The following is a 23986-nucleotide window of genomic DNA, read 5'->3' as shown; positions in this document are numbered from 1 at the left end:
AAAGCTTACTTGACAAAAAAGGTATATCACTGTATCATTAATATAAACCGACGGTCAGTCTATAGAATAGATATAAGTATAAAATCTACATATATTTGTATGATTATGAAAGTACATAAAGACTAACTAATAAAAATTTTAATGAAAATAGTGGTAACTATTGTTATCTCTTATCAATATATAACATTAATAAAAAAATCACTTATGATACACTTTCTTGAGTTTTTTTATATTCAACTCAGTTCACTTACTTTAGTTATTTACATTGCTATACTTATGCTATTTTTAATTTTTTAAAATTTTTAAGAAACGAGGATGAAATATGTTAAAAAGAATATTACAAAAAGATTTAGCAAGAAATAAAGTAGTAACAGCCACATTATTCATATTTATTTTCCTGGCAGCTATGTTGGTATCTAGTGCTACAAATATCATTATAGAACTTACTAGTTCTATGTCTTCCTTGTTTAGACAATCTCATGCACCTCACTATGTTCAAATGTATTCTGGAGAATTAAACCAAAAATTAATCAATGAATTTACATCTTCAACTCCGTCTGTAAAAGAACAACAAACGGTTGAACTTCTAAATATCAATGGAAGAAATATTTTTCTAGGAAATGAGAAAAAAAGCCAATCTGACAGTGTTTTAGAAAATAGTTTTGTGAGGCAAAATAATAAGTTCGATTTTTTGTTAGACATGAATAATGCTATATTAAAAGTAGAAAATGGAGAAATAGGGGTTCCTGTCTATTACATGAAACAAAATAATTTAAATATTGGAGATAAGATACAAATAGCCAATGGTGATTTCTTCATGGAATTTACAATAAAAGACTTTGTGCGTGATGTACAAATGAACCCTTCCCTTGTTACTTCAAAGCGTTTCTTAATCAGTAATGATGATTGGAATACTTTACATGCTAACTTAGGTGAAAGTGAGTACCTTATTGAATTTCTATTAAATGATATAAATAAAATTAGTGAATTTGAAACGTTATATCAATCAACTAATCTTCCACAAACAGGAACATCAATAACTTATTCTCTTTATCAAGTACTAAATGCATTATCTGATGGAATTTTAGTTGCAATTATTATATTAATTAGTATTCTACTTATTATAATTTCTACTTTATGCTTACGATTTACACTAATTACAACTATTGAAGAAGATTATCGTGAAATTGGTGTTATGAAAGCAATTGGTATCCAAAGTGTTAATATCCGAAAGTTGTATCTTGCAAAATATCTATTGATTGCATCTTTAGCAAGTTTTTTTGGTTATATAACCTCATTATTTATTGGAACTTTTTTTACAGAGAATATCAATCTTTATATGGGTACAGTAGAAAAAAATACTTTTAGTGTCTTTATCCCATTAATTGGTGCAGTTATTGTATTTATAGCAGTTATATTCTTTTGTAATCTAATACTCAAAAGATTTAATAAAATATCAGCAGTAGAAGCATTAAAAACAGGTACTTCAATGACCACTAAACAAAACAGATATAATATAAAACTGTACAAAAGCAAAATAACAAATGTTAATCTCTTTTTAGGATTAAATGAAGTAACTGGAAGATTTACCATTTATAGCTTACTCTGCTTTGTTTATGCTGTCTGCACCTTCCTCATGATTATACCACTTAATTTTCTAAATACTATTCAGTCTCCAGAATTTATTACTTATATGGGAGCTGGTCAAAGCGATATTCGCATTGATTTGCAACAGACAAATGAAACTCAAAACCATCTTAATTCTATATTGAAGGTGATTGAAAGTGATGATGATGTTGAAAAATATGCTTCCTTTATAACGAGTTCTTATAAGGTAGTGAACCAGGATGGAGCGATAGAAAACATGAAAATAGAAAATGGAGATTTTTCAACTTTTCCACTTGAATATGTAAATGGTTCTGCACCAACAAATGAAAATGAGATTGCTCTATCTGTTATAAATGCTGATGAACTAGGGAAAAGTGTTGGAGATAATTTATCCATTTTTTCAGAAGAAGATAATGAACTAATTCTCACTGTTAGTGGCATTTATCAAGATGTTACATATGGTGGTAAGACTGCAAAAGCGATGCTACCTTACAAAAAAGATACAATTTTATGGTATATCATAAATTTAAATATGAAACCTGGAGTTAATTTAACAGATAAATTAGATCAGTATAGAATGGATTGTTATCCTGCAAAAGTTACAAATATGGATGATTATGTAAGTCAGACATTAGGCTCTGTTATTAGCCAACTAAGACTTGTTATAAAGTTAGCTATTATTCTATCTGTTTCGATTTCTGGATTTATTACAGCAATGTTTTTCAAAATGCTGATTGCTAAAGATACATCACAAATTGCAATTATGCTTAGTTTAGGATTTTCTACTAAAAATATACGAACTCAATATACTGCAAGAGCATTATTAGTGCTTACAATTGGAATTATTTTAGGAATTATTGCATCAAATACAATTGGTCAGAAAATAGCAGGGCTACTTCTTTCTGGTATATCCAATTTACAATTTATAACAAATCCACTAATTGTATATATAGTTTGTCCAATAACTTTAATTATAACTGTATCTGTTACTATTACAGCAATTAGTATGACAATCAAAAAAATAAAAATTATGTCTATCATAGAATAAGAGGTATATTATGAATAATATTATAGAAGCTAGAAAAATTAGTAAAGAATATGTCATCAGCAAAGAGAATATACATCAAGTTTTAAAAGGAATTGATTTAACCATTCAACATGGAGAGTTTGTATCTGTTATGGGAGCTTCTGGCTCAGGAAAAACAACTCTACTTTATAACTTAAGTGGTATGGATAAACTCACATCTGGAAATATTACATTCTGCGGAGAAATGATTTCTAGTATGTCTGAGGAAGAATTATCGAAGATACGATTAGAAAAAATGGGATTTATCTTTCAACAAAGCAATTTACTAAAAAATTTAAATATTTTTGATAATATAGTCCTTTCCGCCTATTTGAGAAAGGAAGAAAGCCGCCAAATAATTAATGAACGAGCAAAAACACTTATGGAGAAAACAAATATTTCAGAAATCAAAGATAAAGATATTACTCAGGTTTCTGGTGGTCAACTTCAAAGAGCAGCTATATGTCGTGCATTAATTAATACTCCAGAAATCTTATTTGGAGATGAACCAACAGGTGCACTTAATTCTAAAGTAACAAATGAAGTGATGGAAATTCTTTTAAATATCAATAACTCTGGTACAACCATTATGCTTGTAACTCATGATGCCAAAGTTGCAGCAAAAACAGAACGAGTAGTATTTATGTCTGATGGTGTAATCATTGGAGAAATTATATTAGGAAAGTTTAATGAATATAATAACAATTTAAAGGAAAGAGAAAATAAACTTACAAACTGGTTATTAGAATTAGGTTTTTAGAAATATTAGTATAAATAAAACAGATATTACTAATATTATAAAATCAAAATAGTTATAAGTAAAGAAATAAGTAAATCTATTATTAGGAAATCTATAAAGTAATATAAGTACAACTTCTTAAAGCAATAATTGTTTATAAGAAATTTTTCATATATCTAAATTAAGATATACAACATTTTATTAAACTATCTACTTCACATATATATTAAAGCTGATGACTTATCTAATGTTTGATGATAAAATAAAATTAATAAATATTTAATTATAGAGGATTATATTATGAACATTATTAAAAGAGTACCCTTAATATTAATAGTATTAATTGCAATATTACTAACAGGATGTTCTCCAAGAGAAAGTGCTAGTGAAGTAGCAAAAAAGTACAGTGATAGAGTAAATTCTGGAGATTATGAAACAGCATATGATTTACTAAGCAAAGACACCAAGAAAAAAGTTAGCCTTGAAAGGTTTAAAGAGTATCAGGATGTATTAATAGAAACTAAAAAAGTAATCGGCTATAAATTAGGAAAAGAAGAAAATATAGAAAAGAAGAAATATGATAGAAAAGAATATAAGAATCTTATTAAACTAGAAGAAACTTATGATATAAAAGATATGTTTTCTAGAAAAAGGAAAGCTTTAAAAGTTGATAGATATTTTGTAGTTGAAAACAATCGATATAAGTTATTATGGCATGAAAATTTTAAAAGTAACCTTAGTTCTAGATACCTTGATTTTGTATATCTAAAACTAGAAAATTTTTCAGAAGAATCTTTTAAGGAAATTGCTATATTGCTAAAAAAAGCAACTGATGCTGATTCTAGCAATTCAGATCTTTACTATATAGAGGCATCTAACTATATGTATTTAGATGACTATGATAATGCTCTACTCCCAATTAATAACTGCTTAAAATATTTAGATAAAAAAAGTTCTGACTACAAAAAGAAAGCAAGTGATGCATACAATTTAAAGGGAGTTATATTAATGTGTAATAAAAAATATGATGAGGCAAAAAAATTTTTAAATAAGTCATTAGATATTAATCAAAATAATGCTGATGCAAAATATAACTTAGATACAATAAAAAATGATTTAGAGTAACTATTTAATTTATACAAAATAAATTCATTTTTATTTATTATGTATTTAATAATATTCCCTATTGAATCAAAATATTTATAAGTCAATTACAAACTTAAATTATAAAAAAGAACTTATTACTATATGAAAGTTAGTATATGAGCAATAAGTTCTTTATATTTGTACGTAAAACATTAATCAATTAAATTTAAAATACATAACAAGATAATACTAAAAATATATAATTATGTTAAATAATAAAATCTAAAGCAATATGTATTTATAAATATTTATAATTTTAAAATTTGTATATGACAGTAGTTAAATATTACATAATAAATCCAAATAAATATATAGATATCACACCTGTAACAATAGAAATTCCAATAGATTTAAATTTATATGCAACAAGAAGCACAATTAGAAAAGATATAATTTTAGGATTTACTACAGACAAATATAAATTATCTCCATTAAAAAATACATCTTTCGCTGTTAAAGAAGTAAGTATTGCTACAGGTATAAATTTCATTATTTTTTTCAAAGACTCAGGCATATCCTTTTTCGAAAAAATTAACATTGGAAGAACTCTTGGAAGGTATGTAACAATGTACATTCCTATTATAATAAAAAATATATAATTACTATTATTCATAAGATTCCTCCTTTTTAGAATGTACCTCTTCTGCAAAGAACCCAATTAAAGAGGCTAAAATTGATGCAACTATAATTACTAAATTACTCTTAAACAATACATATAAAATAATTGAAATAATAATTGACGATATAAATACTAAAACATAAATCTTGTTTTTTATTTGAGAAACTATTAATGCTATAAACATAGAGGTCAGTATAAATCCAGAAATAGAACTATCTATAGATATTGTTTCTCCTAAAAATGCGCCAATAAAGTTAGCTAAGACTGATGAAACTAGGCAAAAAAAATTGAGATAGATTGCATTTTTATCAGTCCAATTTCCAGTAGTAAATTTTTCATAATTAACTGCAAAAGTTTCATCAGTTATGGTATGGCAAAATGGCAATATAAACTTTGGACTTTTATTTTTTATATACATATTTAAATTGGAACTCATTAAAAAATGTCTCAAATTAACAATAAATGTGGTTAATACAATAGACGTTACACTTGCACCAGCTGAAATCATTGAAGCTGCAATAAATTGAGAACTTCCTCCAAATACCAAAGTTACCATTAATGCTATTTGGAAAGGTGAAAGACCAGATTTCTGCAATAGTATTCCTCCTACTATTCCTATTGGTATATAGCCCAAAAATATGGGTATAGAAGCAATAAAACTTTCTCTTAGTTGCTGAGTTCTTTCCATGATAAATCACTCCTTTTAACCTTTAATACACTGAGTATTATTAAAATATAAAATAGATTAATCATATAATTGCAATTATACTTAAACATAGATTTGAATTAACTATATAAGCTTTACTATATAAATAAAAATAAATTAATTTTGAAATACTATTAATTTATAATTACTTTTTGTTGTGAGGCAATAATATATGTCAATTCTTATAAATCAATTATCTATCATATTTTCATTGTAACAGCAAAAAAAATTACACACAATTAAAATATTGTGTGCAATACAATTATCTTTTTTCTTTTAGTAATCGTTTTAATACACTTAAACCAAATTTAAGTTCTTCTATATTTTCTGTAGCACATACAGCTATTCTTATTGCAGAAATAGGTTTTTCTTTTCCAACTGCAAAGCGCTCAGATGCATAAACCTGTACACCTTCTTTGAGTGCTTGTAACTCAAGTTTTTCAGCCATTATATCATCAGGTAGTATTAACCATCTAAATATACATTCATTAGTTCCTAAAATATTATACTCAGATAAATATTGATTGACAATCTCATTTCTCTTTCTAGCAGACTTACGGCGTGCCTCAATTAATTTATCTGCTTCTCCTGATGCAATCATACGATAAGCTATTTCTGTTAAAAAATATGATTGAGAGAGATTAATATTATACAAAGCACTTGATAAGGCTTCTCTATACTTTTTAGGTGTAGCAATGTATGCAAGACGTAAGCTAGGTGCAAGAATTTTTGATAAACTTGTAATATAAATTGTCTGATTAGGTATATAATTAGCAACTGGATTCAAATGTATTTCATTAAGTAAACCATGAATAGCATCCTCAATAACAATTAGGTTATATTTGGATGCAATATGTGCAATCATTTTTCGTCCATCCTCTGACATTATATGTGTAGTGGGATTTTGATAATCTGGTATTATATATATTCCCTTGATATTTTCATTCTTGCATGCATATAATAAACCTTCTTCACTAATCTCCCCATTTTCTTGTTTAATTGGAATTAATTGTATTCCAAGCATTTTGGCTGCTGTCTTTATTCCAGGGTAAGTTAATGGGTCTACACCTATTCTATCTCCATGTTGAAATAGCCCTGCCAAAATGGCTACAATTGCATTTTGTCCTCCACTTGCAGGAAGTAAACTATCAGCTGAGGTTTTAAATCCAGTTTGGGAAATCAATTTAGCTATAGCTTCTTTTTGCCAATCAGCGCCATCTCTCTGTCCATATTGAAATATAGTTTTAAAATCCAATTCTTTAGTTATTTGTTTAAATAAAGTACTCATTTCTTCTAATGCAAAATCAGGATTCATTGTACCCATTTCAATGAATGTAATTTTATTACTTGACATCAAAAATAAATTTGATCGTATATCATAAGCTACAAAAGTTCCACTTCCTGTCACCCCACTTATTAATCCTTTCTTTTCACAAATTTTAAAGGCTCTAGAAATAGTACTTACATTTACATCTAGGAAGTCTGCCAATTCACGTTGTGGTGGCAATTTGGTACCAGGCAACAAAGTTCCATTATCAATATCTTGTTCTAATTGTTCTGCAATAGCTTTATATAATATTTGTCCTCTTAATGGCCGTTTTGGTTTCCAATTCATAGGATAATTTTCAAAAGAATTAATTGGCATAAAGTTTCACCTCACATTACTAATTTGACTATTTTGTTTATTTAGAACAATAAATTCATTAGGAAAGTGATTATACAAATCCCTAAACTAAACAAATGAATCAATAGCTGTATTTCATAATTACATTTAAATTTATTTTAATATATACACCATATATTTAAAGCGCTTTCTTGTCAACATAAAAGTAATGCAATCATAATTAAATGAATACTAGAATATTTAATTATTTTTATACAATAAAAAAGAAGGTATAAAGAACTACCCTCAAGCTCAATATACCTTATAAATATCTACACTTCGTTTTTGACTAATTTCTCTATGTCTTTGATAATATGTTCTTTAGATTTTTTTCCAGCTATTGCATCAAAGATTGCAACAGCTTTTTTCTCTCCAAACTTCTCTGCTACATCATTAAACTCTAGAAATCTAACACTTTCCTTTTGTTTGCCAAACATACAACACCTCTCATACATTTTTATATATTTATTATAACTTCTATATGTTTATTTTTCACCAATAAACGTTAGACAAATTAGTTCCTTTATTTTTTTGACTTTATTTTACCTTCAAAATACTTAACAAAACTAGTTTATTCTACCCTATAAATAAAAATATGCAATTTAATTTGTAAAAAACTCTGTAATAAAATCAGTACTTCTCTTTCCAAAAGTTTTACAGTAAAAATAACAAAAATTATTTATTGTGTAGCAGATTTAATATATAAGTAAGATTCCTTAACTATTTTATTTCTAAAAGTAAATAAAAGGTAAAATATTTAATAACAGAAAAGTTTCAAACTTATATGCTATTAGTAGAATTTTTCTAAAAAAACATATCAAATATTTGATTTTCCTGTAAAATACAGTATCTAGTATAATGGCAGATGATTATACAGCTTGAAATAAATAGCCTGTATGCCTTTGATATATAATATTTCAAAAACTTTTATGTTATTATATAGACTTATTTAATTTCACAAAGAACTAAGTGTAATAGGAGATATTTAAACTGATTAAATTAAGGTTATAAATAATTATAATGTCTAATTATTGACTTTGACACCGTGTCGTAGTTTATACTGAAGCTGTAAGGAGGGAAGTATAATGAAGACAATCACTATAAGCCAAGTATCTAAAAATATGGGGATATCCACTAGAATGCTACGCTATTATGAACAAATTGGATTAATTAAAAGTTTTCGTCGTGAAGGTTATGCTTACAGAGTTTATGATGATGAAGCAATTTCTAGAATTGAGCAGATTATGCTTTTGCGTAAATTGCGAATTCCTTTACGTCAAATTCAAACAATTCTAGAAAATAAAAATGCAGTTACTGCTATTAACATCTTTCGTCAAAATATAAATGAATTGGACGAGGAAATTACTGCTCTTTCAACAATCAAGGATATTCTCTTTTGTTTTATCAAAGAATTAATTAAAGTTACAGAACTACCATTCAAAAATATTATTTCTGAAAATGACACATTGTTATCAGCTATTGAATCACTCAATATTGTTAGTATTAATTTTAAGGAGGAGCAAGGTATGAATAAGTTAAATAAAGCAGATGAAAGACTATCAAAAATCAATGATATACGTATAGTATACCTACCACCAACTACTATTGCTTCCGCTCATTATATTGGTGATGACCCAGAACTTCATGCAAATACAATGCTTGATGAATTCGTGCGTAAAAACAATTTGAATAAAATTAAACCAGATTTAAGACGTTATGGTTTCAATCATCCTAATCCAATAGATGAAACAGGCTATCATGGTTATGAGGCATGGGTGACAATTCCAGATAATATGGAGATTTCGGCACCACTTAAAAGAAAGCAATTTGCAGGAGGGTTATATGGTGTACATATGATTGCTTTTGGCAATTTTGCTGAATGGGATGCACTTCTTGAATGGGTGAATAACAGTGAGAAATATAAATTTGCAGGTGATTTACAAGACCAAGAACATATGTGTGGTCTTTTAGAAGAACATTTAAACTATTTTAGCCATATAGAAAAGACAGACCTTGAGGTAAAAGATATACAACTTGATTTACTAATACCTATTAAGGAAAAATAAGAAAAAATATCAGCATAATAATACTAGTTTGTCAAAAAGATTATATGACTGTGAGATAGCAATTATGATAGAGGAAGATTATTTTTGAAAAGAAGAAATATATCTTTCTATTTAACATTCTAACTATTGACAATTAAACAAGATTATAATAAAAAATAGATAAACTATATAGTTTATCTATTTTTTATTATAACTTTAAGCAATCAATATATTTAAATCTAATAAAATTTATCTAAAGTCTTAAAGTTGAAAAAGATAAATGAAGTACCAAGAACCACTTCCTTTTTTTAATCGTCAATCTTATCTCATACATCCTCTGATATACTTGATTTTCTAAGAGGTTTTATTATATCAGTATTAAAAAAACTGTCTTAGAATATATCTTAGATATTAAATATTAATTACAAAAACAAATCTATAATTATATATTAAGTTCTTCTAAGATTTTTATTGCAAATCTTGCATTTGGATATGTAATAGAGCCACCACCAATTACACCTATTTTTATTGCTTCTATAATTTCAGCCTTACTTGCTTCAGAGTTTACACACCCCTCTATATGATAGCAAATGCATTCATCACAACGACTTAAAATAGAAATTGCTAATCCCATCAACTCTTTATTTTTTTTACTTATAGCTCCCTCAGAATAAGTCTTATCATCAAGACTTCCAAAGGCTCTAAAAAATTCATCTGTTTCACTTAGTTTATTATTATATAATTTTCTATATTCTTTCATTTCTTCAAGATTCATGTCTACCTCCTGTGTTCATAAATAATTTTTATAGAGTATGATATAACATCATACTTATATTTTCAATATTAAATATGAATTTTCAATTTATAATGCATATCCTGATTGGTAAATAACCTTAGAATATATAGTTACTGATGACTTCTTACTTTTAATGTTAATTAATTTCAGAGCTAAGATAAATATCTTAATAAGTTTTTAATTGTCTGTTTTAGCTCTGAAATATATAAGATTTAGCTAAGTTTTATAAAAATATATAACTATCCTAGTTATTTTTAGCTGAACTTTTATATATAAAATAAGAATAAATAAATGGTATCACTACAATCATAATTATTACAAAAGTATTATAAAAAGGAATATTAATAAATGCATTAATAATTAACAATATTCCACCAATAATCCAAATCCATCCAGCTAAATGATGTGTTTTATTCCAATTTTCTTCATCATTAAGAATCCATGGTAATTTTATTCCTAATGTATAGTTTTGTTTACATTTAGGAATATAGTTTCCAATAAAGAAAATCAATATTCCTGAAAATAATCCTATATAAAAATTTGTCTCTAAAGTAATTCCTATTGAATACACAGTCATCATTACTTGCAAAATAACTGAAAGTATAGCAACTCCCCATTTTGAAAAACCTTGAAGTATTTTTGAAAATCCTATTTTCTTTGGTTCATTTTCAATTCTAAACCATGTATATAAATGAATACATAGCATTAATAATGGTACACCAAAAGCTGCTATAACTTTTGGAGCATAATTATCTGGATTTCCATAATTGTCAAAATGAATTGCAACCTGATCTGGCAATCTATTATAAAAATAAACTGATACAATAAATGGTATAAAACATACTAAAGTTGATAAAACAAATTGTTTATTTATCATTTTTTTCATTATCTTTTTCTCCCTTCTCCATAAATTGTGAAAACCAAAGCATAACTTCCTCAAAAACTGAAGTATTTATTTCATAGAAAATGAAGTTTTTATACTTGGTTTCAAATATGAGCCCTGCCTTTTTTAATTGAGATAGATGATAAGAGATTGTGGCATTTGTCATATTAAATTTTTCACTAATTTCTCCTGCTGACATCTTGTTATTCTTTAGCATAAGTAAGATTTCTCTTCTTACAGGGTCAGAAAGAGCTTTAAACGTTTCTGGAAAACCCAACAATATCACCTCTCTATTTAGAATTTCATCTAAATACAATATAGCATAATTAATTATTCATTTCAATAACTATTTAGATTTTTTTCTAAATAGTTATTGAAAATTATTATATAAATTTCTAAAACTAGCTTTAAATAAAACAATCTCAATCATAGATTGTTTTATTTAAATACTTTACTTTCAAAAAAATAAAGGACTTAGAAACAAAACTCTAAGTCCTTTTATTTTATAAACTTTCTTATATTTAAAATATAATGCGCACTATTTATGCAACATATTCATACTTTTCTCTGTATTCTCTTATGGCATCATTCCAAGCTTCTTGTACTGTTACACCTCTTTTATTAGCAATTCTCTGTGCCAGTTCAATTATTTTCATAGCTCTTCTTGATATGTTCATATATATTCCTCCTACAAATTATTATATATTTCATATACATAGATTAAAGTTATATTTTTATACTATATAACTTTTCTATTATAATATTACAATTTCCATATGTATTATATATGAACTGTATTAGAAGATAATTAGAATTTTTGTAAAATTTGTATATATTCATATTTATACAACATTAACCTCATGAAAATCTTAAAATAACATGAAATATATGTTCTCATATATACTATAATGAGCATTTAGAAACTACAAAACACTTGAAGTTTTTAATTATCAGTATCCTATAAAAAAGCCATAACTAATATAACTACAATGGTTGTAGATTTTTATATAATATATAAATAATTATAGGAATTAAAACTATCTAATTAAAACAATGTCTGGTACATTAGCTTTGTGACCATAAACAATGCCATTACTAAAAATATTGGTTTTATCATTTTTGAACCATTTTTTATTGCAACTTTAGCACCCACATAGGCCCCTATTATCATCACTAATGCAAACAATACAGCAATTTTATAATATACTTGACCATTTATCATAAATAATAATAACGAAGTTACATTGCTTGTCAAGTTTAATATTTTTGTATTTGCTGAAGCATGCAAGAAATCATATCCATATATTTTTATAAATCCGAAAGTTAGAAATGTTCCTGTTCCAGGTCCAAAAAAACCATCATAAAATCCCATTATAAATGCCATAAGCATTCCTAATCTCAAATTTTTCTTATTAATACCTTCAAATCTATCTTCTTGACCTAAATTTTTAGAAACAAAAGTATAAATTGCCACTATTAAAATCATTAATACAACTAAAACATTTAGTATATTTTCATTTATTGATAATACACATTTTACTCCTAAAATACTACCTATAATAGTAAAAGGAACTAACTTTTTTAAAAGTTCATTATTAGTTTTGCCAGATTTTGCATATCTATAAGCACTACTTATACAACCTGCTGATGCTGCAAATTTATTTGTACCAATAGCAAGATGTATTGGTACTCCAATAGCCATAAGAACAGGCATACTGATAAGCCCACCTCCACCTGCTATAGAATCTACAAAAGCAGCTATAAAACCCCCTATACATAAAAAAGTAATTACAAACATAAAATTCCTCCATACATTCTATTTCAATCTCCTTTATAATATATACTCTATACAATTTCTTTTTAATTTTTATTGTCCAATATATTTTTTCTATATTCATTTGGAGTACTATTATTAAATTTTTTAAATATTTGTGAAAAATAACTGCTATTATTAAATCCTACTTTCTTACAAATATCTGCTATACTCATATTTCCATTTTTTAAATATTTTTTAGATTCTTCTATTCTAAGAATATTTATATACTCAGTTATTGAAATTTTATTCTTTTCATTAAAAATAGAACTTAAATAATTTGGACTTATAAAAAATACATCAGATATGCTATTTAAATTTATATTTTCTTTATAATGTTTTTGTATATATTCGTTTATCTTTTCAATTAAATTTACTTTATCTTTTCTCCAAAAGTCTCTATTAATATCAATACATTCTTTAGAAAATTCAAGTAATATATTCCATAAGTCTTCATCACTACTTACAAGTGATATTTTTTTAGTATATTTATTTTTTACATAATAAATAAGATTTAAATCTTCTAAATCTCTAAGTACTGTTCTAGATAATATGAGCGTCATCTCTTGAACAATACTCTTAATATTATTATGTATTTTCTTATTTACCTCTATTAATTTACAAATACCTTCTAAATTCATATTTTTAATTTCTTTCTCAAGAGAAAATTCTAATTCATAAGGATACTCTCCACCAGCAGTATTAAGTATACTAATTTCTATAGGGCTTATAATACATTTTTCTTCTAACAGCCTAGTATTAGCCTTTTTAAGTGCATCTTCAAGCCTTATATTGTCTTTTCTATTTTTTAATATTTCCTCATCCTTTATGCTAAGTTGGTTTTCAAAGAATTTTCTTTTCGCTATTTCCTGAATAAAATCAGTTACCATTAGTAAATTTTCTTTTAATACATATAATCTACTTTTAGGATTTAATGGAATTTCACTGTAAATTTTATTTATATATTTTGTATCTATATTTGAGTTATTTGATAATATAGACAACTTTTTATCTATATCAATAGATTTATATATTATAAAATTTCCACATTCTATATATCCAATTATATTTTCTTCTAATACTATAGGTATCTCTAGACTAGAAACATCATAATCACAATTATATATTTTAGTAAAATTGTCGTTATTTATATTTTTATTAAGTTTTCTATTACAGGTTCTTATATTTTTGCAAGTAACGCAAAATTTAACTTCTCCATTAGTTTCAAATATTTTTTCGTGTTTTGAATCATAAATAGATATTTTAAGCTTCAATATATTAGATATTTGATTTGCAATATTTTCAAGTATATTTATATTAACTAATTCTTGTATATTATTCTCAGAAAACATGATTGGTAATTGTTTTAAGCTCGAAAATTTATAGGGAACATAAGCTATTAATATTATCAAATCATTTTTACCAGTATTTATAATTTCATGTTCTGAATATGGTGGGCAATAGATTATTGATGATTTCTTTATATTAATCTTTCTACCATCAATTATTTGTATTCCTTCTCCTTGAATCACGTATAAAAGTTGTTCTTCACTTAAATGAAAATGTTTTTCTTGACAATTTCCTGGAAAAAATTTTACAACTCCAGCACTAAGTCTATTAGATTGTGTTTTTGATGGCTCATGTATCCATGTAACTTCTCCCCAATTAAATTTTTGCACTTCATATTTACTCGACTCACTAAAATACTCCATAAGCTCACCTCTTAGTTTTTGTCTAAATATTTTTTTATTCTTTCAAATGTCTCATTACTTATCACATGCTCTATTCTACATGCATCCTTTTCAGCTATATTGAATGAAACTCCCAATGTATTTATTAGAAATCTAGTAATTAAAATATGTTTTTCATAAATTTCTTCTGCTTTTTTTCTACCATTCTCAGTTAAAATAATTTCACCATCAAGCATCATTATAATAAGACTACTTTCTTTTAAAATCCCTACAGCTCTACTTACACTTGCTTTACTATAATTTAATTCTTTTGCTATATCAATAGACTTTACAACTCCATTTTTCTTCTCCAAAATCAATATTGTCTCTAAATAATTTTCTCTTGATTCATACATTTCTACTTCCCCCAAGCAATAACAATTCAATTCTAATATTTTTATCATACTAATTAAAAAAGTATAACTGTATGTTTTAACATCATAATCTAGATTGTTCATATATAATAAAAAAATACTCACTTTTATACTCATAAGTATTTTTATCACTTACATTAATATATCTTATCATAATTTTCTTTTTTATTACATAGAGAAATATCATATAAAATAAAACCCATTTTAGATTTTGATATATAGTGTAAAAATCATTAAAAACGAGACTTTACATAAATAAATAAATAGACAACATAGTTGAAAAACCTTCATAAAATCAGGTATAAATGACAGGAATACTAATTCATTTTCTACACACTATTTTAATTATTATCAACCCATTAATTCTAAGAAGTTAATATCAAAAACTAGTATCCTTTTTCTATATTTACTTATCCTCAATAGAAATAGTTATAAAAAGAGCACAAAAAATTATTTCTTAACTGCCTTTTTTTCATTTAGATAAGCTACTTTTTCATCTATTTGCTCCATACAATGTTCCAACACATGTATTTTATTTTGAATATTCTGTTTATATTGCTCAAATAGGCAAATTCTTTTATCTATTGTGTCATCTCCCATATCACAGAAATGAAAACATTCATATATATTCTTTATAGATAAACCTGCCATTTTAAGTTCTGTAATAAATATCAAGCGTTCTACATCCTTTTCTGAAAAGTAACGAACACCGCTTGGTTTTCTATTGATAGGAAGTAGTAAACCTTTTTCTTCATAAAAACGGATTGCTGATGGAGAAATTTCAGTTATTTTTGATACCTCAGTCATGGAATATTGCATGTTCTTTACCTCCCTAAACTTTTAAATGAATAATAACATTATAAAAATTCCTTTCATAATAGTCAATCAGTATTCAATAAAAAGTATTGACTTCAAGTTAGGTTGAAGTTGTATAGTTTGAAGTGTAAAAATCAATTTGTAAAAGAAAGGATTATATAAATGGAAAAATATGCAACTATGATTAAAGAAAATTTAAATGCAGGAAAAGTACTTTGTGGGATTGCAGTTTCACTGTCTGATTCAGCTGTAAGTGAATTAGTAGGATTATCTGGATACGATTTTGTATGGATTGAGGGAGAACATGGAGCTTTAGACCATAAAGACATTCAGCAACATATGATAGCAGCACATGCTGGTGGTGCTGCTTCTTTGGTTAGATTGGGAAATAGTGACCCTACTCTTGTTAGAGCTATAATGGATATGGGAACAGATATTATAGGCTTTCCATTTATTAATACAGTACAAGACGCACAAAAAGCAGTATCAGTTTGTACCTATCCACCAAAAGGCATAAGAGGATGCAACCCTCAACGTGCTTCGTATTATGGGCATATGAATTATTTAGACTATATTAAAAATGCAGATAAAGAAACATTGAAAATGATGTTAATTGAACAAAAAGCAGGCTATGACAATCTTGAAAATATAGTACAGGTTGATGGTTATATTTCTTTTACAATAAATGGAGCACATTATTACTCCTTTTCCTTACATTTTTCTACAACACTTATTAAAACTTTCATAAGATTAAATAGCTCAGATTATTCAGTTTATACTTAATAAACATACTGCCAGATAACAAATAAAAAATCGTTATCTGGCAGTACTGAATATATATTGAAGTCAAAATATTAAATATTTTATCTTTTATAAAATATTCATTACATATATCATGCTATTAATATTTTTTAGTGTTATGTATACTAATATTATCATTAGTTTTTAAAAATTAGCTTTTTATAGCATACAAATTTATTCAGCCAACATTTTACCTAATTCAATACAATTAGCCTCTGCCTCTCCATCTGGATCTTCCATTGCTGTGATTCCTTCACCACCTATAATTGTAGCACCAGCATTTTGCATACGTTCTTCCCAATCTCTCATCCATTCACAATTTCCCCAACCATATGAACCAAATAATCCAATCTGTTTACCTGATACCATTGCTTCTAATTCTGATACAAATGGTTCCATATAACCTTCTTCCAATTGTTCTGCTCCCATAGATGGGCAACCTAGTGCAAATTTATTTTCTCCTTTTAAATCGCTTGGTTTCAATAAACTTACATCTAAAACCTCTGCTATTTTACCTTTTGACTTTACACCTTCAGCTACAAAATTTGCCATTTTTTCAGTATTTCCTGTTCCACTCCAATAAACAATATATATTTTATTCATTTTTACCTCCTACGATATTTTTAATCATTCTTTTAGTTAGCTATAGCTAACTAGAATTTAAAAAATAAAAGATTTCTTTATTTGAAATCTCTTTATTTTTTCTAAATATATAATATCATGCACAGTTTTAAAAATCAATACTTATTGATAATATTTCTCATTAAATAATTTTTATCATTTATTCATAAATATATAGTCATTATCTTTCATTAGCAAACAAAGATTATCTTTTAGTATTTCCCTTGTATTTATAAAGGTTTAAATATAAGTAACCATTTCCTTGTTCTGTTCTAGGCAAACCAAGTGCTCTTGTACACTTTATCAACTGTGCATACAACTCAGCTTCATCAAAATTTCGTTCAAACTCTTCTCTTGCCCACTCTTTAATCAATGCCATTGAACCTGTTACATAGGGTGCACTCATACTAGTACCACTCATAATAGCAAGTTTATTATCCATATAAGTGGATAAAATATTTCTTCCTGGTGCAACTAAATCTATTGTACTATTTGAATTGCTAAATTTCTCAACTAAATAATTTTCATTTATTGCACCTACTTCTATTACTTCAGGATAACTTGCTGGATAACTATATTCACTTGTACTAGAATCCCCATCTCCATTATTACCAGCTGCACACACTACAGGAATATTATTTTTTACTGCTTGTAAAACAGCATTTTTTAGATTTTTATCATCTTTATTCCCTCCTAGAGACATAGATATAATATCTACCTTGCTACTTACAGCAAAGTTGATAGCATTAATTATACTCTGATATGTCCCAATACCATCTTTATTTAATGCTTTTGCTATTAATAATTTACAATCTGGTGCTACTCCCATAACTTCATTATTATAATTAGATGCTGCTATAATGCCTGCTACATGTGTTCCATGTCCATTAAAATCCTCATATATATTTTTATTTCCATTACTATCATCACTGAAATTTGCACCTCCAATGATTTTTCCTTTTAATAGAGGGTGAGATGTATCGCAACCTGTATCTATTATACCAACTACAACATTTTTACCAGTGTAACCCTCTTCCCACATTCCTTTAGCATTCATTTGTTTTATACCATATGGAAATTTATTCTTTGTTCCTCTTAAATTTTCATTTATCTCATATGGAATTAACTTCATTTTTTTATTCATAATGTATCCCCCTAAAAATTTTATTGCATATAAAAAATTATAAACAAGTTAAAGTGATAAACTATAAATTAAATTATTAATTTATAGTTACATGCTTATACTCATCTATTTATATTTATGATATGTTTTTTATTTTTAGGAGTCATATTTTATTGTCTACAAAATAAAATTTATATGTTATATCAAAATAAAGATTTGCTTACATATACAGATTTACTTTTATAGATAATTTACTTTTTTGTAGGATATAAAATATTTTATACATTTAAAACAATAAAATAGGATATCTTATTTATGGTAAAAACTTTTTAAGATATCCTGTTAGTATTTAATATTCTCTACTTTTTTAATATATTTACTATTTCAAAACTGCCCCTGTATTTGCTGATGTAACCAGCTTAGCATATCTACTTAAATATCCATGCTTTATTTTTGGTTCTAAAGGCTTAAATTTTGATTTTCTATTTTCTATTTCTACTTCACTTACTTTTAGTTCTAATTTTTTATCTGGTATATTTATAGAAATTATATCTCCTTCTTCAACTATTCCTATTAAACCACCTTCCATAGCTTCTGGAGAAATATGCCCTATAGATGCCCCTCTGGTAGCTCCTGAAAAACGCCCATCAGTAAGAAGTGCTACATGCTTATCAAGCCCCATTCCCGCAACTGCTGATGTAGGAGATAACATTTCTTTCATTCCTGGCCCTCCTTTTGGACCTTCATATCTTATAACTATAACATCACCTTTGTTTATTTTTTTGTCAAATATAGCACTAACAGCTTCTTCTTCTGAATTAAAAACTCTTGCTGGACCTTCATGAATCAACATTTCCTCTGCTACTGCTGATTTTTTTACAACTGCTCCATTTACAGCAAGATTACCTCTTAAAATTGATAGGCCACCTTGACTGCTATATGTATTTTCTAATGTATGTATTACTTCTTCATTCTTTATCTCACAATTTTTTATGTTTTCTCTTATAGACTCGCCTGTTACTGTTTTACAATCTAAATTTATTCCTTTTATCTTTGAAAGTTCATTCATTATAGCTGGTATTCCTCCTGCCATATGTAAATCTTCGATATGATGCTTACCACTTGGACTTAATTTTGTTAAACAAGGAGTTTTTTCACTTATTTCATCAAATAAATCTAAATTAAGTTCTATTCCTGCTTCATAGGCTATTGCAGGTAAATGAAGCACTGTATTTGTAGAACCAGCCATTGCCATATCTACAGTTATTGCATTTTTAAAAGCGTCTATTGTCAAAATATCTCTAGGCTTTATATTATTCTTAAGAAGTTCAATAACATACATACCTGCATATTTTGCTATTCTTTTTCTTTCTCCTGAATGTGAAGCAGCAGTACCATTATATGGAATACCCATACCTAGTGCCTCTGTTAAACAATTCATACTATTAGCTGTAAAAAGCCCAGAACATGAACCACATCCAGGACAAGAATTCATTGCCAACACTTCTAGCTCTTCTTCACTCATTGTTCCATCCTTACAAGCGCCAACACCTTCCATTGCAGAGTTAAAGTCATATACTTTTCCATTTGCTTTTCCTGGAAGCATAGGACCTCCACTTACAACAACACTTGGTATATTAAGTCTTGCAGCCGCCATTAACATTCCTGGGACTATTTTATCACAATTAGGTATAAGTACTAAAGCATCAAAACCATGTGCCATTGCCATTGCCTCTATAGAATCGGCTATTAATTCTCTTGAAGCAAGTGAATAATTCATTCCAACATGCCCCATAGCTATACCATCACAAACTCCTATAGCCGGAAATTCTAATGGTAATCCACCACTCATTCTCACTCCATTTTTTGCTGCTTCTGCTATTTCATCAAGATGAAGATGACCAGGAATCACTTCATTTTGTGCATTTACTATACCTATTAATGGTCTTTCAATTTCTTCTCTAGTAAGACCCATTCCATACATTAATGCTCTCTTTGGAGCTCCCTCTATTCCTTTTTTTATATCGCTTCTCATGGTATTACCTCTTTCTTATATTTTAAAAATTTTCATAATATTATTATAATATATTTTTATATCAATTAATTACAAAAAACCCAAAAAATATTAAAAGATATTAATATAAAAATATTACTATTTTATATTAATATCTTACACAAATAAATTAAATAGTTATTCTCTCTTAGATATACTAGTTGGAGAAATCTTTTTTGCCAATATTAAAGATGTTATTATTAATAAAAACAACAACACTATAGAAATTATAAAAGAAGGATTAGTGATATCAATAGCTTTATCTCCTATATTTAAGAACACTAATGTTCCTGGTAAAATACCAATAAGTGTTGCAAACATATAGCTACTAAATCTTATATTAGTAAGCCCTGCTCCATAGTTTATCAGATTATATGGAGTAATTGGTATCAATCTTAATACAAATATAATAAAAAATCCTCTCTTCTCATCTGCCTCCATAAAAAGTTTCCATAAAGATGGTGATAATCTATTTTTTAAAAACTTAGTTATGGCATCCTTAGCTAATACCTTTGCCATCATAAACATAATTGCACTATTAACACCTGCACCTATTATCGTATAAAGTGTCCCTTTCCACAATCCAAATGCTAATCCTCCAGCCAATGCTAATACTGGAACGGGAAAAAAAGTAATTGGCAAAATTGAGAAAATCAATATATATACAAAGGGTGCATAGTTTCCATATGATTGCACATATTGACGTATTTGCTCTGCTGTAATACCCCTAAAAAATGCATAATAAATGAGTATAAAAATAACAATGATAAGTGCTGTAACAATTCCTTTCAAATTCCTTTTTATAATAAATATCATCCTTTCTATGTGTATTTATTGTATATCTCTATTGTTTATCTTCTTTTTTAAGTTTCAATAAATAACCCTTTATTTATATTCCATCTAAATAACTTCTTCATGACTTTTTAAAATTTCATCAAAGTTAATAATCCTACATCAAAAATTAAAATAAGATTTTTAATATTAATTAATTCAGATTCTATATGATTTAGACTTATTAGATGAAAGTTAATAGTAATCACTTCTTATGATATTATCTCTTTATCAGATTTTCAAGTTTCAATAATATCATTATAATACATTTTTATATTAACTAATTACAAAAAATCTAAAAAATATCAATAAATTACACAATTAAACTAAATAATTATTTTTTATTGTATTCCTTAGAAAATTTTTTTAATAAGATGTAAGATAGTATTATTTATAGAAAATATGAGCTTTATTATTTCATGCATTAATAAATATTGATTTTTTAATAAATAAAAAACATTCCCATTAAGAGAATGTTTTTAGGTATATAAGTATATTAGAAATACACTGCTATTTGTATTCTATCAACAATATTTTTTGGAGAATATAAGTCTAAAATATCTTCATATATTCATATATAAATCCATAAACCTTCATAAAATAATTATTTTCTAAAATCCCATATTTTTAACTGCATATCACATAATAGCATAGTTTTGTAAAGTTGAACTATTATACATATCTTATCTAATAAAGCACACTCCAAAAATACTCATAACCTTAATTATAATAATTTTCTCGCAACCTCATCTACTTCTGAAGTATTTTCCCATTTTGTTGGCTTTTCTGCAATTCTCTTTATAAAAGGTATAATTGGTTCAAGTTTTTTATCTGTGAACATTGGTAATAGACATACGATTATCCAATATTTCCAATCATCATCTTGTTCCTCTGGGGTAAGAATATCTATATCAATGGAGTAATAATTTCTTGATGTAATGCCAATACAGGCAATATATATTTTGCAACAGGCCAATTGTAATCTTGTATCCATTCTAAAAGCTTAAGGCAAATAGGTTTTATCTCTTCATCAGATAATAATTTTAATTTTTCAATATTACAGTTATCAAACTTATCTTTTGGAAGTAGTTCTTCGACATTTTTCATAATCTATTTCTCCAGTCTAACACACAATAATTGCCTTATCTTCAAGATAGACAAAAATCGTTTATGTTTAGATTCTAATATCTACATTTACAAATGTAAAACAAATTATAACTTAATATACTTGTATATAAGTACTAATTTTAAGTTAATCAAATATAATATTTGAAACTTTATCCCAGTTAATCGCTCTCGAATTATATTCAGGGTGTGATAATTTTACTACATGAGTTGAATTATTATAATTATAATAAATTGTAGTAGTACCATCAATTTGATTCCTCTTATATCCTTGATAGCTAGCATTATTTGGCACTTTTTTTTCAATAAAACTATATGCAGATGAAGCATCAAGTATTTTTACTTTATTAGGAAACATCAACATAAAAAAAGTTATAAGAGCAAAAATACATATACATGTAATACTATACCATTTAATCCATTTCATACAATTCCTCCTATTTTACCAATATATACTATTATTATTTCCATATATTTATAATATTTATACATATGATAAAATTTTTAAATACTTACATATTAAGTGTAGAAGATTCAATTTTCTAAGTCTTATAAGGATACATAGTTTATTTTTATAAGTTAATAAATTTTTAAGGTTTTATTAAAGAAAAGTTTATTTTTAAAGATTACAATAAAGATAGTATTTATAAGGTCAAAAATATAAATTTTGGAGGGAGATAAATTAAAATTATGTGTACACTTTATCCGTTATTTTGTGCAATATTACCTTGTTTAATATACCAAATAATTGTTATAAGAAGAGTAAATTTAAAAGAAAAAAGGAATTTAGTAACACATCTAATATGGGTCTATGTTTTTTTGTTTTATATTTACTTAGCACTTAGCAAAGCAGGTATTGGAAGTATATGGGATATAGGTAGATATGGTGAAATTATTAGACTAGATGAAATAAATTTAATTCCATTTAGTTCAAGTGGTGCTTTAACCTACATTCTAAATATCATCATGTTTATGCCTTTAGGATTTTTACTTCCTTTGATTTGGAAAAGATTTAGAAATTTTATTAGCATATTATGTACTGGACTAAGCTTTTCATTGGCAATTGAGATTTGTCAATTATTTAATCATAGAACCACAGATATTGATGATTTGATGATGAATACTCTAGGTGCTATTTTGGGATACTTCATATGGATATGTATAGATAATTTATTTAATTATATAAGTAAAAAGACTGTCTTTGCACATCGATATGAACAGATTCTTCAAGATGAAATTGCTGTTGAAGCTGATGATGATACAAATAGAAAAACTATTAACCTACCTAAAAATGAAGCTATTATGTACTTAATATTAGCTGTTTTAGGAGAATTTCTATTGTATAATTTTTATATCACTTATTAGATAATTTAATGTATCTATTAGCTTTACATTTTATCTTAATATTTATGTACAAATAAAATACCC

Annotated in this window: 25 protein-coding genes; 6 read left to right on the top strand and 19 right to left on the bottom strand. The window is 26.4% G+C overall.

What is annotated here, in order from left to right; translation table 11 throughout:
- The first annotated feature begins 322 nt into the window (after positions 1 to 322).
- The 3 genes from IR151_RS13245 (at position 323) to IR151_RS13235 (ending at position 4538) form a co-directional block, all read left to right on the top strand.
- Complete coding sequence (locus IR151_RS13245; protein WP_227435115.1) at positions 323 to 2656, top strand: FtsX-like permease family protein; 2334 nt, start codon at positions 323 to 325, stop codon at positions 2654 to 2656.
- Between the two features lie 10 nt (positions 2657 to 2666).
- Positions 2667 to 3434, top strand: a complete 768-nt coding sequence (locus tag IR151_RS13240) for an ABC transporter ATP-binding protein (RefSeq protein ID WP_227435114.1) — start codon at positions 2667 to 2669, stop codon at positions 3432 to 3434.
- 279 nt (positions 3435 to 3713) lie between these two features.
- On the top strand, positions 3714 to 4538 hold the full coding sequence (locus tag IR151_RS13235) for a tetratricopeptide repeat protein (RefSeq protein WP_227435113.1): 825 nt from the start codon (positions 3714 to 3716) through the stop codon (positions 4536 to 4538).
- A 307-nt stretch (positions 4539 to 4845) separates the two neighbouring features.
- Here the strand turns inward: IR151_RS13235 and IR151_RS13230 are convergent, their stop codons facing one another.
- The 4 genes from IR151_RS13230 to IR151_RS13215 all read right to left on the bottom strand — a co-directional run bounded on the left by IR151_RS13230 (position 4846) and on the right by IR151_RS13215 (position 7984).
- The gene (locus IR151_RS13230) at positions 4846 to 5172 is read right to left on the bottom strand and encodes an AzlD domain-containing protein (RefSeq protein ID WP_227435111.1); all 327 of its coding nucleotides are present in this window, start codon (positions 5170 to 5172) and stop codon (positions 4846 to 4848) included.
- Positions 5165 to 5866 (bottom strand): AzlC family ABC transporter permease, encoded by a 702-nt coding sequence (locus IR151_RS13225; RefSeq protein ID WP_227435109.1) that lies wholly within the window; start codon positions 5864 to 5866, stop codon positions 5165 to 5167. Before IR151_RS13225 ends, IR151_RS13230 begins: the two co-directional genes overlap by 8 nt.
- Before the next feature lie 280 nt (positions 5867 to 6146).
- Complete coding sequence (locus IR151_RS13220) at positions 6147 to 7529, bottom strand: PLP-dependent aminotransferase family protein (RefSeq protein ID WP_227435108.1); 1383 nt, start codon at positions 7527 to 7529, stop codon at positions 6147 to 6149.
- 290 nt (positions 7530 to 7819) lie between these two features.
- Positions 7820 to 7984, bottom strand: coding sequence for a hypothetical protein (locus IR151_RS13215; protein WP_227435106.1), 165 nt, complete (start codon positions 7982 to 7984; stop codon positions 7820 to 7822).
- 648 nt (positions 7985 to 8632) lie between these two features.
- Between IR151_RS13215 and IR151_RS13210 the strand changes: the two genes are divergently transcribed.
- Positions 8633 to 9613, top strand: coding sequence for a MerR family transcriptional regulator (locus IR151_RS13210; protein WP_227435104.1), 981 nt, complete (start codon positions 8633 to 8635; stop codon positions 9611 to 9613).
- A 421-nt stretch (positions 9614 to 10034) separates the two neighbouring features.
- Here IR151_RS13210 and IR151_RS13205 read toward each other — a convergent pair whose 3' ends face one another.
- The 8 genes from IR151_RS13205 to IR151_RS13175 form a co-directional block, all read right to left on the bottom strand.
- Positions 10035 to 10367: a carboxymuconolactone decarboxylase family protein gene (locus IR151_RS13205; RefSeq protein WP_227435101.1), complete on the bottom strand. Its 333-nt coding sequence runs from the start codon at positions 10365 to 10367 to the stop codon at positions 10035 to 10037.
- Positions 10368 to 10632: 265 nt separating this feature from the next.
- Positions 10633 to 11274 carry an SdpI family protein gene (locus IR151_RS13200; RefSeq protein WP_227435098.1) on the bottom strand — a complete coding sequence of 214 codons (642 nt, stop codon included), beginning with the start codon at positions 11272 to 11274 and terminating at the stop codon, positions 10633 to 10635.
- Positions 11255 to 11548: an autorepressor SdpR family transcription factor gene (locus IR151_RS13195; RefSeq protein WP_227435096.1), complete on the bottom strand. Its 294-nt coding sequence runs from the start codon at positions 11546 to 11548 to the stop codon at positions 11255 to 11257. Before IR151_RS13195 ends, IR151_RS13200 begins: the two co-directional genes overlap by 20 nt.
- A 265-nt stretch (positions 11549 to 11813) precedes the next feature.
- The gene (locus IR151_RS20260) at positions 11814 to 11948 is read right to left on the bottom strand and encodes a hypothetical protein (protein WP_255612865.1); all 135 of its coding nucleotides are present in this window, start codon (positions 11946 to 11948) and stop codon (positions 11814 to 11816) included.
- 368 nt (positions 11949 to 12316) lie between these two features.
- Entirely contained in the window at positions 12317 to 13069 is a 753-nt protein-coding gene (locus IR151_RS13190; RefSeq protein ID WP_227435094.1) for a sulfite exporter TauE/SafE family protein, read from the bottom strand.
- A 62-nt stretch (positions 13070 to 13131) separates the two neighbouring features.
- The gene (locus IR151_RS13185; protein ID WP_227435093.1) at positions 13132 to 14796 is read right to left on the bottom strand and encodes a helix-turn-helix domain-containing protein; all 1665 of its coding nucleotides are present in this window, start codon (positions 14794 to 14796) and stop codon (positions 13132 to 13134) included.
- Between the two features lie 11 nt (positions 14797 to 14807).
- The gene (locus tag IR151_RS13180) at positions 14808 to 15170 is read right to left on the bottom strand and encodes a metal-dependent transcriptional regulator (RefSeq protein ID WP_227435091.1); all 363 of its coding nucleotides are present in this window, start codon (positions 15168 to 15170) and stop codon (positions 14808 to 14810) included.
- A gap of 468 nt (positions 15171 to 15638) precedes the next feature.
- Positions 15639 to 16007 carry a MerR family transcriptional regulator gene (locus IR151_RS13175; protein WP_227435089.1) on the bottom strand — a complete coding sequence of 123 codons (369 nt, stop codon included), beginning with the start codon at positions 16005 to 16007 and terminating at the stop codon, positions 15639 to 15641.
- Between the two features lie 159 nt (positions 16008 to 16166).
- Here IR151_RS13175 and IR151_RS13170 point away from each other — a divergent pair, with 159 nt between their 5' ends.
- Positions 16167 to 16787, top strand: a complete 621-nt coding sequence (locus IR151_RS13170) for an aldolase/citrate lyase family protein (RefSeq protein WP_227435087.1) — start codon at positions 16167 to 16169, stop codon at positions 16785 to 16787.
- A gap of 192 nt (positions 16788 to 16979) precedes the next feature.
- Here the strand turns inward: IR151_RS13170 and IR151_RS13165 are convergent, their stop codons facing one another.
- The 7 genes from IR151_RS13165 to IR151_RS13140 all read right to left on the bottom strand — a co-directional run bounded on the left by IR151_RS13165 (position 16980) and on the right by IR151_RS13140 (position 22985).
- Positions 16980 to 17408 carry a flavodoxin gene (locus tag IR151_RS13165; RefSeq protein WP_227435085.1) on the bottom strand — a complete coding sequence of 143 codons (429 nt, stop codon included), beginning with the start codon at positions 17406 to 17408 and terminating at the stop codon, positions 16980 to 16982.
- Between the two features lie 223 nt (positions 17409 to 17631).
- Entirely contained in the window at positions 17632 to 18570 is a 939-nt protein-coding gene (locus tag IR151_RS13160; protein ID WP_227435084.1) for a S8 family peptidase, read from the bottom strand.
- Between the two features lie 358 nt (positions 18571 to 18928).
- A complete protein-coding gene (gene ilvD, locus IR151_RS13155; RefSeq protein WP_227435080.1) occupies positions 18929 to 20584 on the bottom strand; it encodes a dihydroxy-acid dehydratase in 1656 nt (551 codons plus the stop codon).
- Between the two features lie 156 nt (positions 20585 to 20740).
- Positions 20741 to 21394 (bottom strand): TVP38/TMEM64 family protein, encoded by a 654-nt coding sequence (locus tag IR151_RS13150; RefSeq protein ID WP_227435078.1) that lies wholly within the window; start codon positions 21392 to 21394, stop codon positions 20741 to 20743.
- A gap of 763 nt (positions 21395 to 22157) precedes the next feature.
- A complete protein-coding gene (locus tag IR151_RS13145) occupies positions 22158 to 22427 on the bottom strand; it encodes a DUF5071 domain-containing protein (RefSeq protein WP_255613182.1) in 270 nt (89 codons plus the stop codon).
- Positions 22340 to 22540, bottom strand: coding sequence for a DUF5071 domain-containing protein (locus IR151_RS20255; protein WP_255613183.1), 201 nt, complete (start codon positions 22538 to 22540; stop codon positions 22340 to 22342). The genes IR151_RS13145 and IR151_RS20255 overlap by 88 nt, the downstream gene beginning before the upstream one ends.
- Positions 22541 to 22685: 145 nt before the next feature.
- Complete coding sequence (locus IR151_RS13140; RefSeq protein ID WP_227435077.1) at positions 22686 to 22985, bottom strand: hypothetical protein; 300 nt, start codon at positions 22983 to 22985, stop codon at positions 22686 to 22688.
- Positions 22986 to 23248: 263 nt separating this feature from the next.
- On the opposite strand from IR151_RS13140, the gene IR151_RS13135 reads away from it, so the two are divergent.
- Positions 23249 to 23923 carry a VanZ family protein gene (locus IR151_RS13135; protein WP_227435075.1) on the top strand — a complete coding sequence of 225 codons (675 nt, stop codon included), beginning with the start codon at positions 23249 to 23251 and terminating at the stop codon, positions 23921 to 23923.
- Positions 23924 to 23986: the final 63 nt, after the last annotated feature.

The sequence above is a fragment of the Clostridioides sp. ES-S-0006-03 genome (assembly GCF_020662275.1).
In the GTDB taxonomy this organism is placed as follows: Bacteria; Bacillota; Clostridia; order Peptostreptococcales; family Peptostreptococcaceae; genus Clostridioides.
This window is presented reverse-complemented; position numbering and strand designations above follow the sequence as displayed.

Bases quoted from the DNA above. Each gene is read 5' to 3' on its own strand.
- IR151_RS13240 (WP_227435114.1), top strand. From the start codon at position 2,667: ATGAATAATATTATAGAAGCTAGAAAAATTAGTAAAGAATATGTCATC.
- IR151_RS20260 (WP_255612865.1), bottom strand. From the start codon at position 11,948: ATGAACATATCAAGAAGAGCTATGAAAATAATTGAACTGGCACAGAGA.
- IR151_RS13170 (WP_227435087.1), top strand. From the start codon at position 16,167: ATGGAAAAATATGCAACTATGATTAAAGAAAATTTAAATGCAGGAAAA.
- IR151_RS13180 (WP_227435091.1), bottom strand. From the start codon at position 15,170: ATGTATGAATCAAGAGAAAATTATTTAGAGACAATATTGATTTTGGAG.
- IR151_RS13135 (WP_227435075.1), top strand. From the start codon at position 23,249: ATGTGTACACTTTATCCGTTATTTTGTGCAATATTACCTTGTTTAATA.
- IR151_RS13200 (WP_227435098.1), bottom strand. From the start codon at position 11,274: ATGAAAAAAATGATAAATAAACAATTTGTTTTATCAACTTTAGTATGT.
- IR151_RS13145 (WP_255613182.1), bottom strand. From the start codon at position 22,427: ATGGATACAAGATTACAATTGGCCTGTTGCAAAATATATATTGCCTGT.
- IR151_RS13190 (WP_227435094.1), bottom strand. From the start codon at position 13,069: ATGTTTGTAATTACTTTTTTATGTATAGGGGGTTTTATAGCTGCTTTT.
- IR151_RS13185 (WP_227435093.1), bottom strand. From the start codon at position 14,796: ATGGAGTATTTTAGTGAGTCGAGTAAATATGAAGTGCAAAAATTTAAT.
- IR151_RS13230 (WP_227435111.1), bottom strand. From the start codon at position 5,172: ATGAATAATAGTAATTATATATTTTTTATTATAATAGGAATGTACATT.
- IR151_RS20255 (WP_255613183.1), bottom strand. From the start codon at position 22,540: ATGAAAAATGTCGAAGAACTACTTCCAAAAGATAAGTTTGATAACTGT.
- ilvD (WP_227435080.1), bottom strand. From the start codon at position 20,584: ATGAGAAGCGATATAAAAAAAGGAATAGAGGGAGCTCCAAAGAGAGCA.
- IR151_RS13210 (WP_227435104.1), top strand. From the start codon at position 8,633: ATGAAGACAATCACTATAAGCCAAGTATCTAAAAATATGGGGATATCC.
- IR151_RS13220 (WP_227435108.1), bottom strand. From the start codon at position 7,529: ATGCCAATTAATTCTTTTGAAAATTATCCTATGAATTGGAAACCAAAA.
- IR151_RS13205 (WP_227435101.1), bottom strand. From the start codon at position 10,367: ATGAATCTTGAAGAAATGAAAGAATATAGAAAATTATATAATAATAAA.
- IR151_RS13160 (WP_227435084.1), bottom strand. From the start codon at position 18,570: ATGAATAAAAAAATGAAGTTAATTCCATATGAGATAAATGAAAATTTA.
- IR151_RS13245 (WP_227435115.1), top strand. From the start codon at position 323: ATGTTAAAAAGAATATTACAAAAAGATTTAGCAAGAAATAAAGTAGTA.
- IR151_RS13235 (WP_227435113.1), top strand. From the start codon at position 3,714: ATGAACATTATTAAAAGAGTACCCTTAATATTAATAGTATTAATTGCA.
- IR151_RS13225 (WP_227435109.1), bottom strand. From the start codon at position 5,866: ATGGAAAGAACTCAGCAACTAAGAGAAAGTTTTATTGCTTCTATACCC.
- IR151_RS13165 (WP_227435085.1), bottom strand. From the start codon at position 17,408: ATGAATAAAATATATATTGTTTATTGGAGTGGAACAGGAAATACTGAA.
- IR151_RS13140 (WP_227435077.1), bottom strand. From the start codon at position 22,985: ATGAAATGGATTAAATGGTATAGTATTACATGTATATGTATTTTTGCT.
- IR151_RS13215 (WP_227435106.1), bottom strand. From the start codon at position 7,984: ATGTTTGGCAAACAAAAGGAAAGTGTTAGATTTCTAGAGTTTAATGAT.
- IR151_RS13175 (WP_227435089.1), bottom strand. From the start codon at position 16,007: ATGCAATATTCCATGACTGAGGTATCAAAAATAACTGAAATTTCTCCA.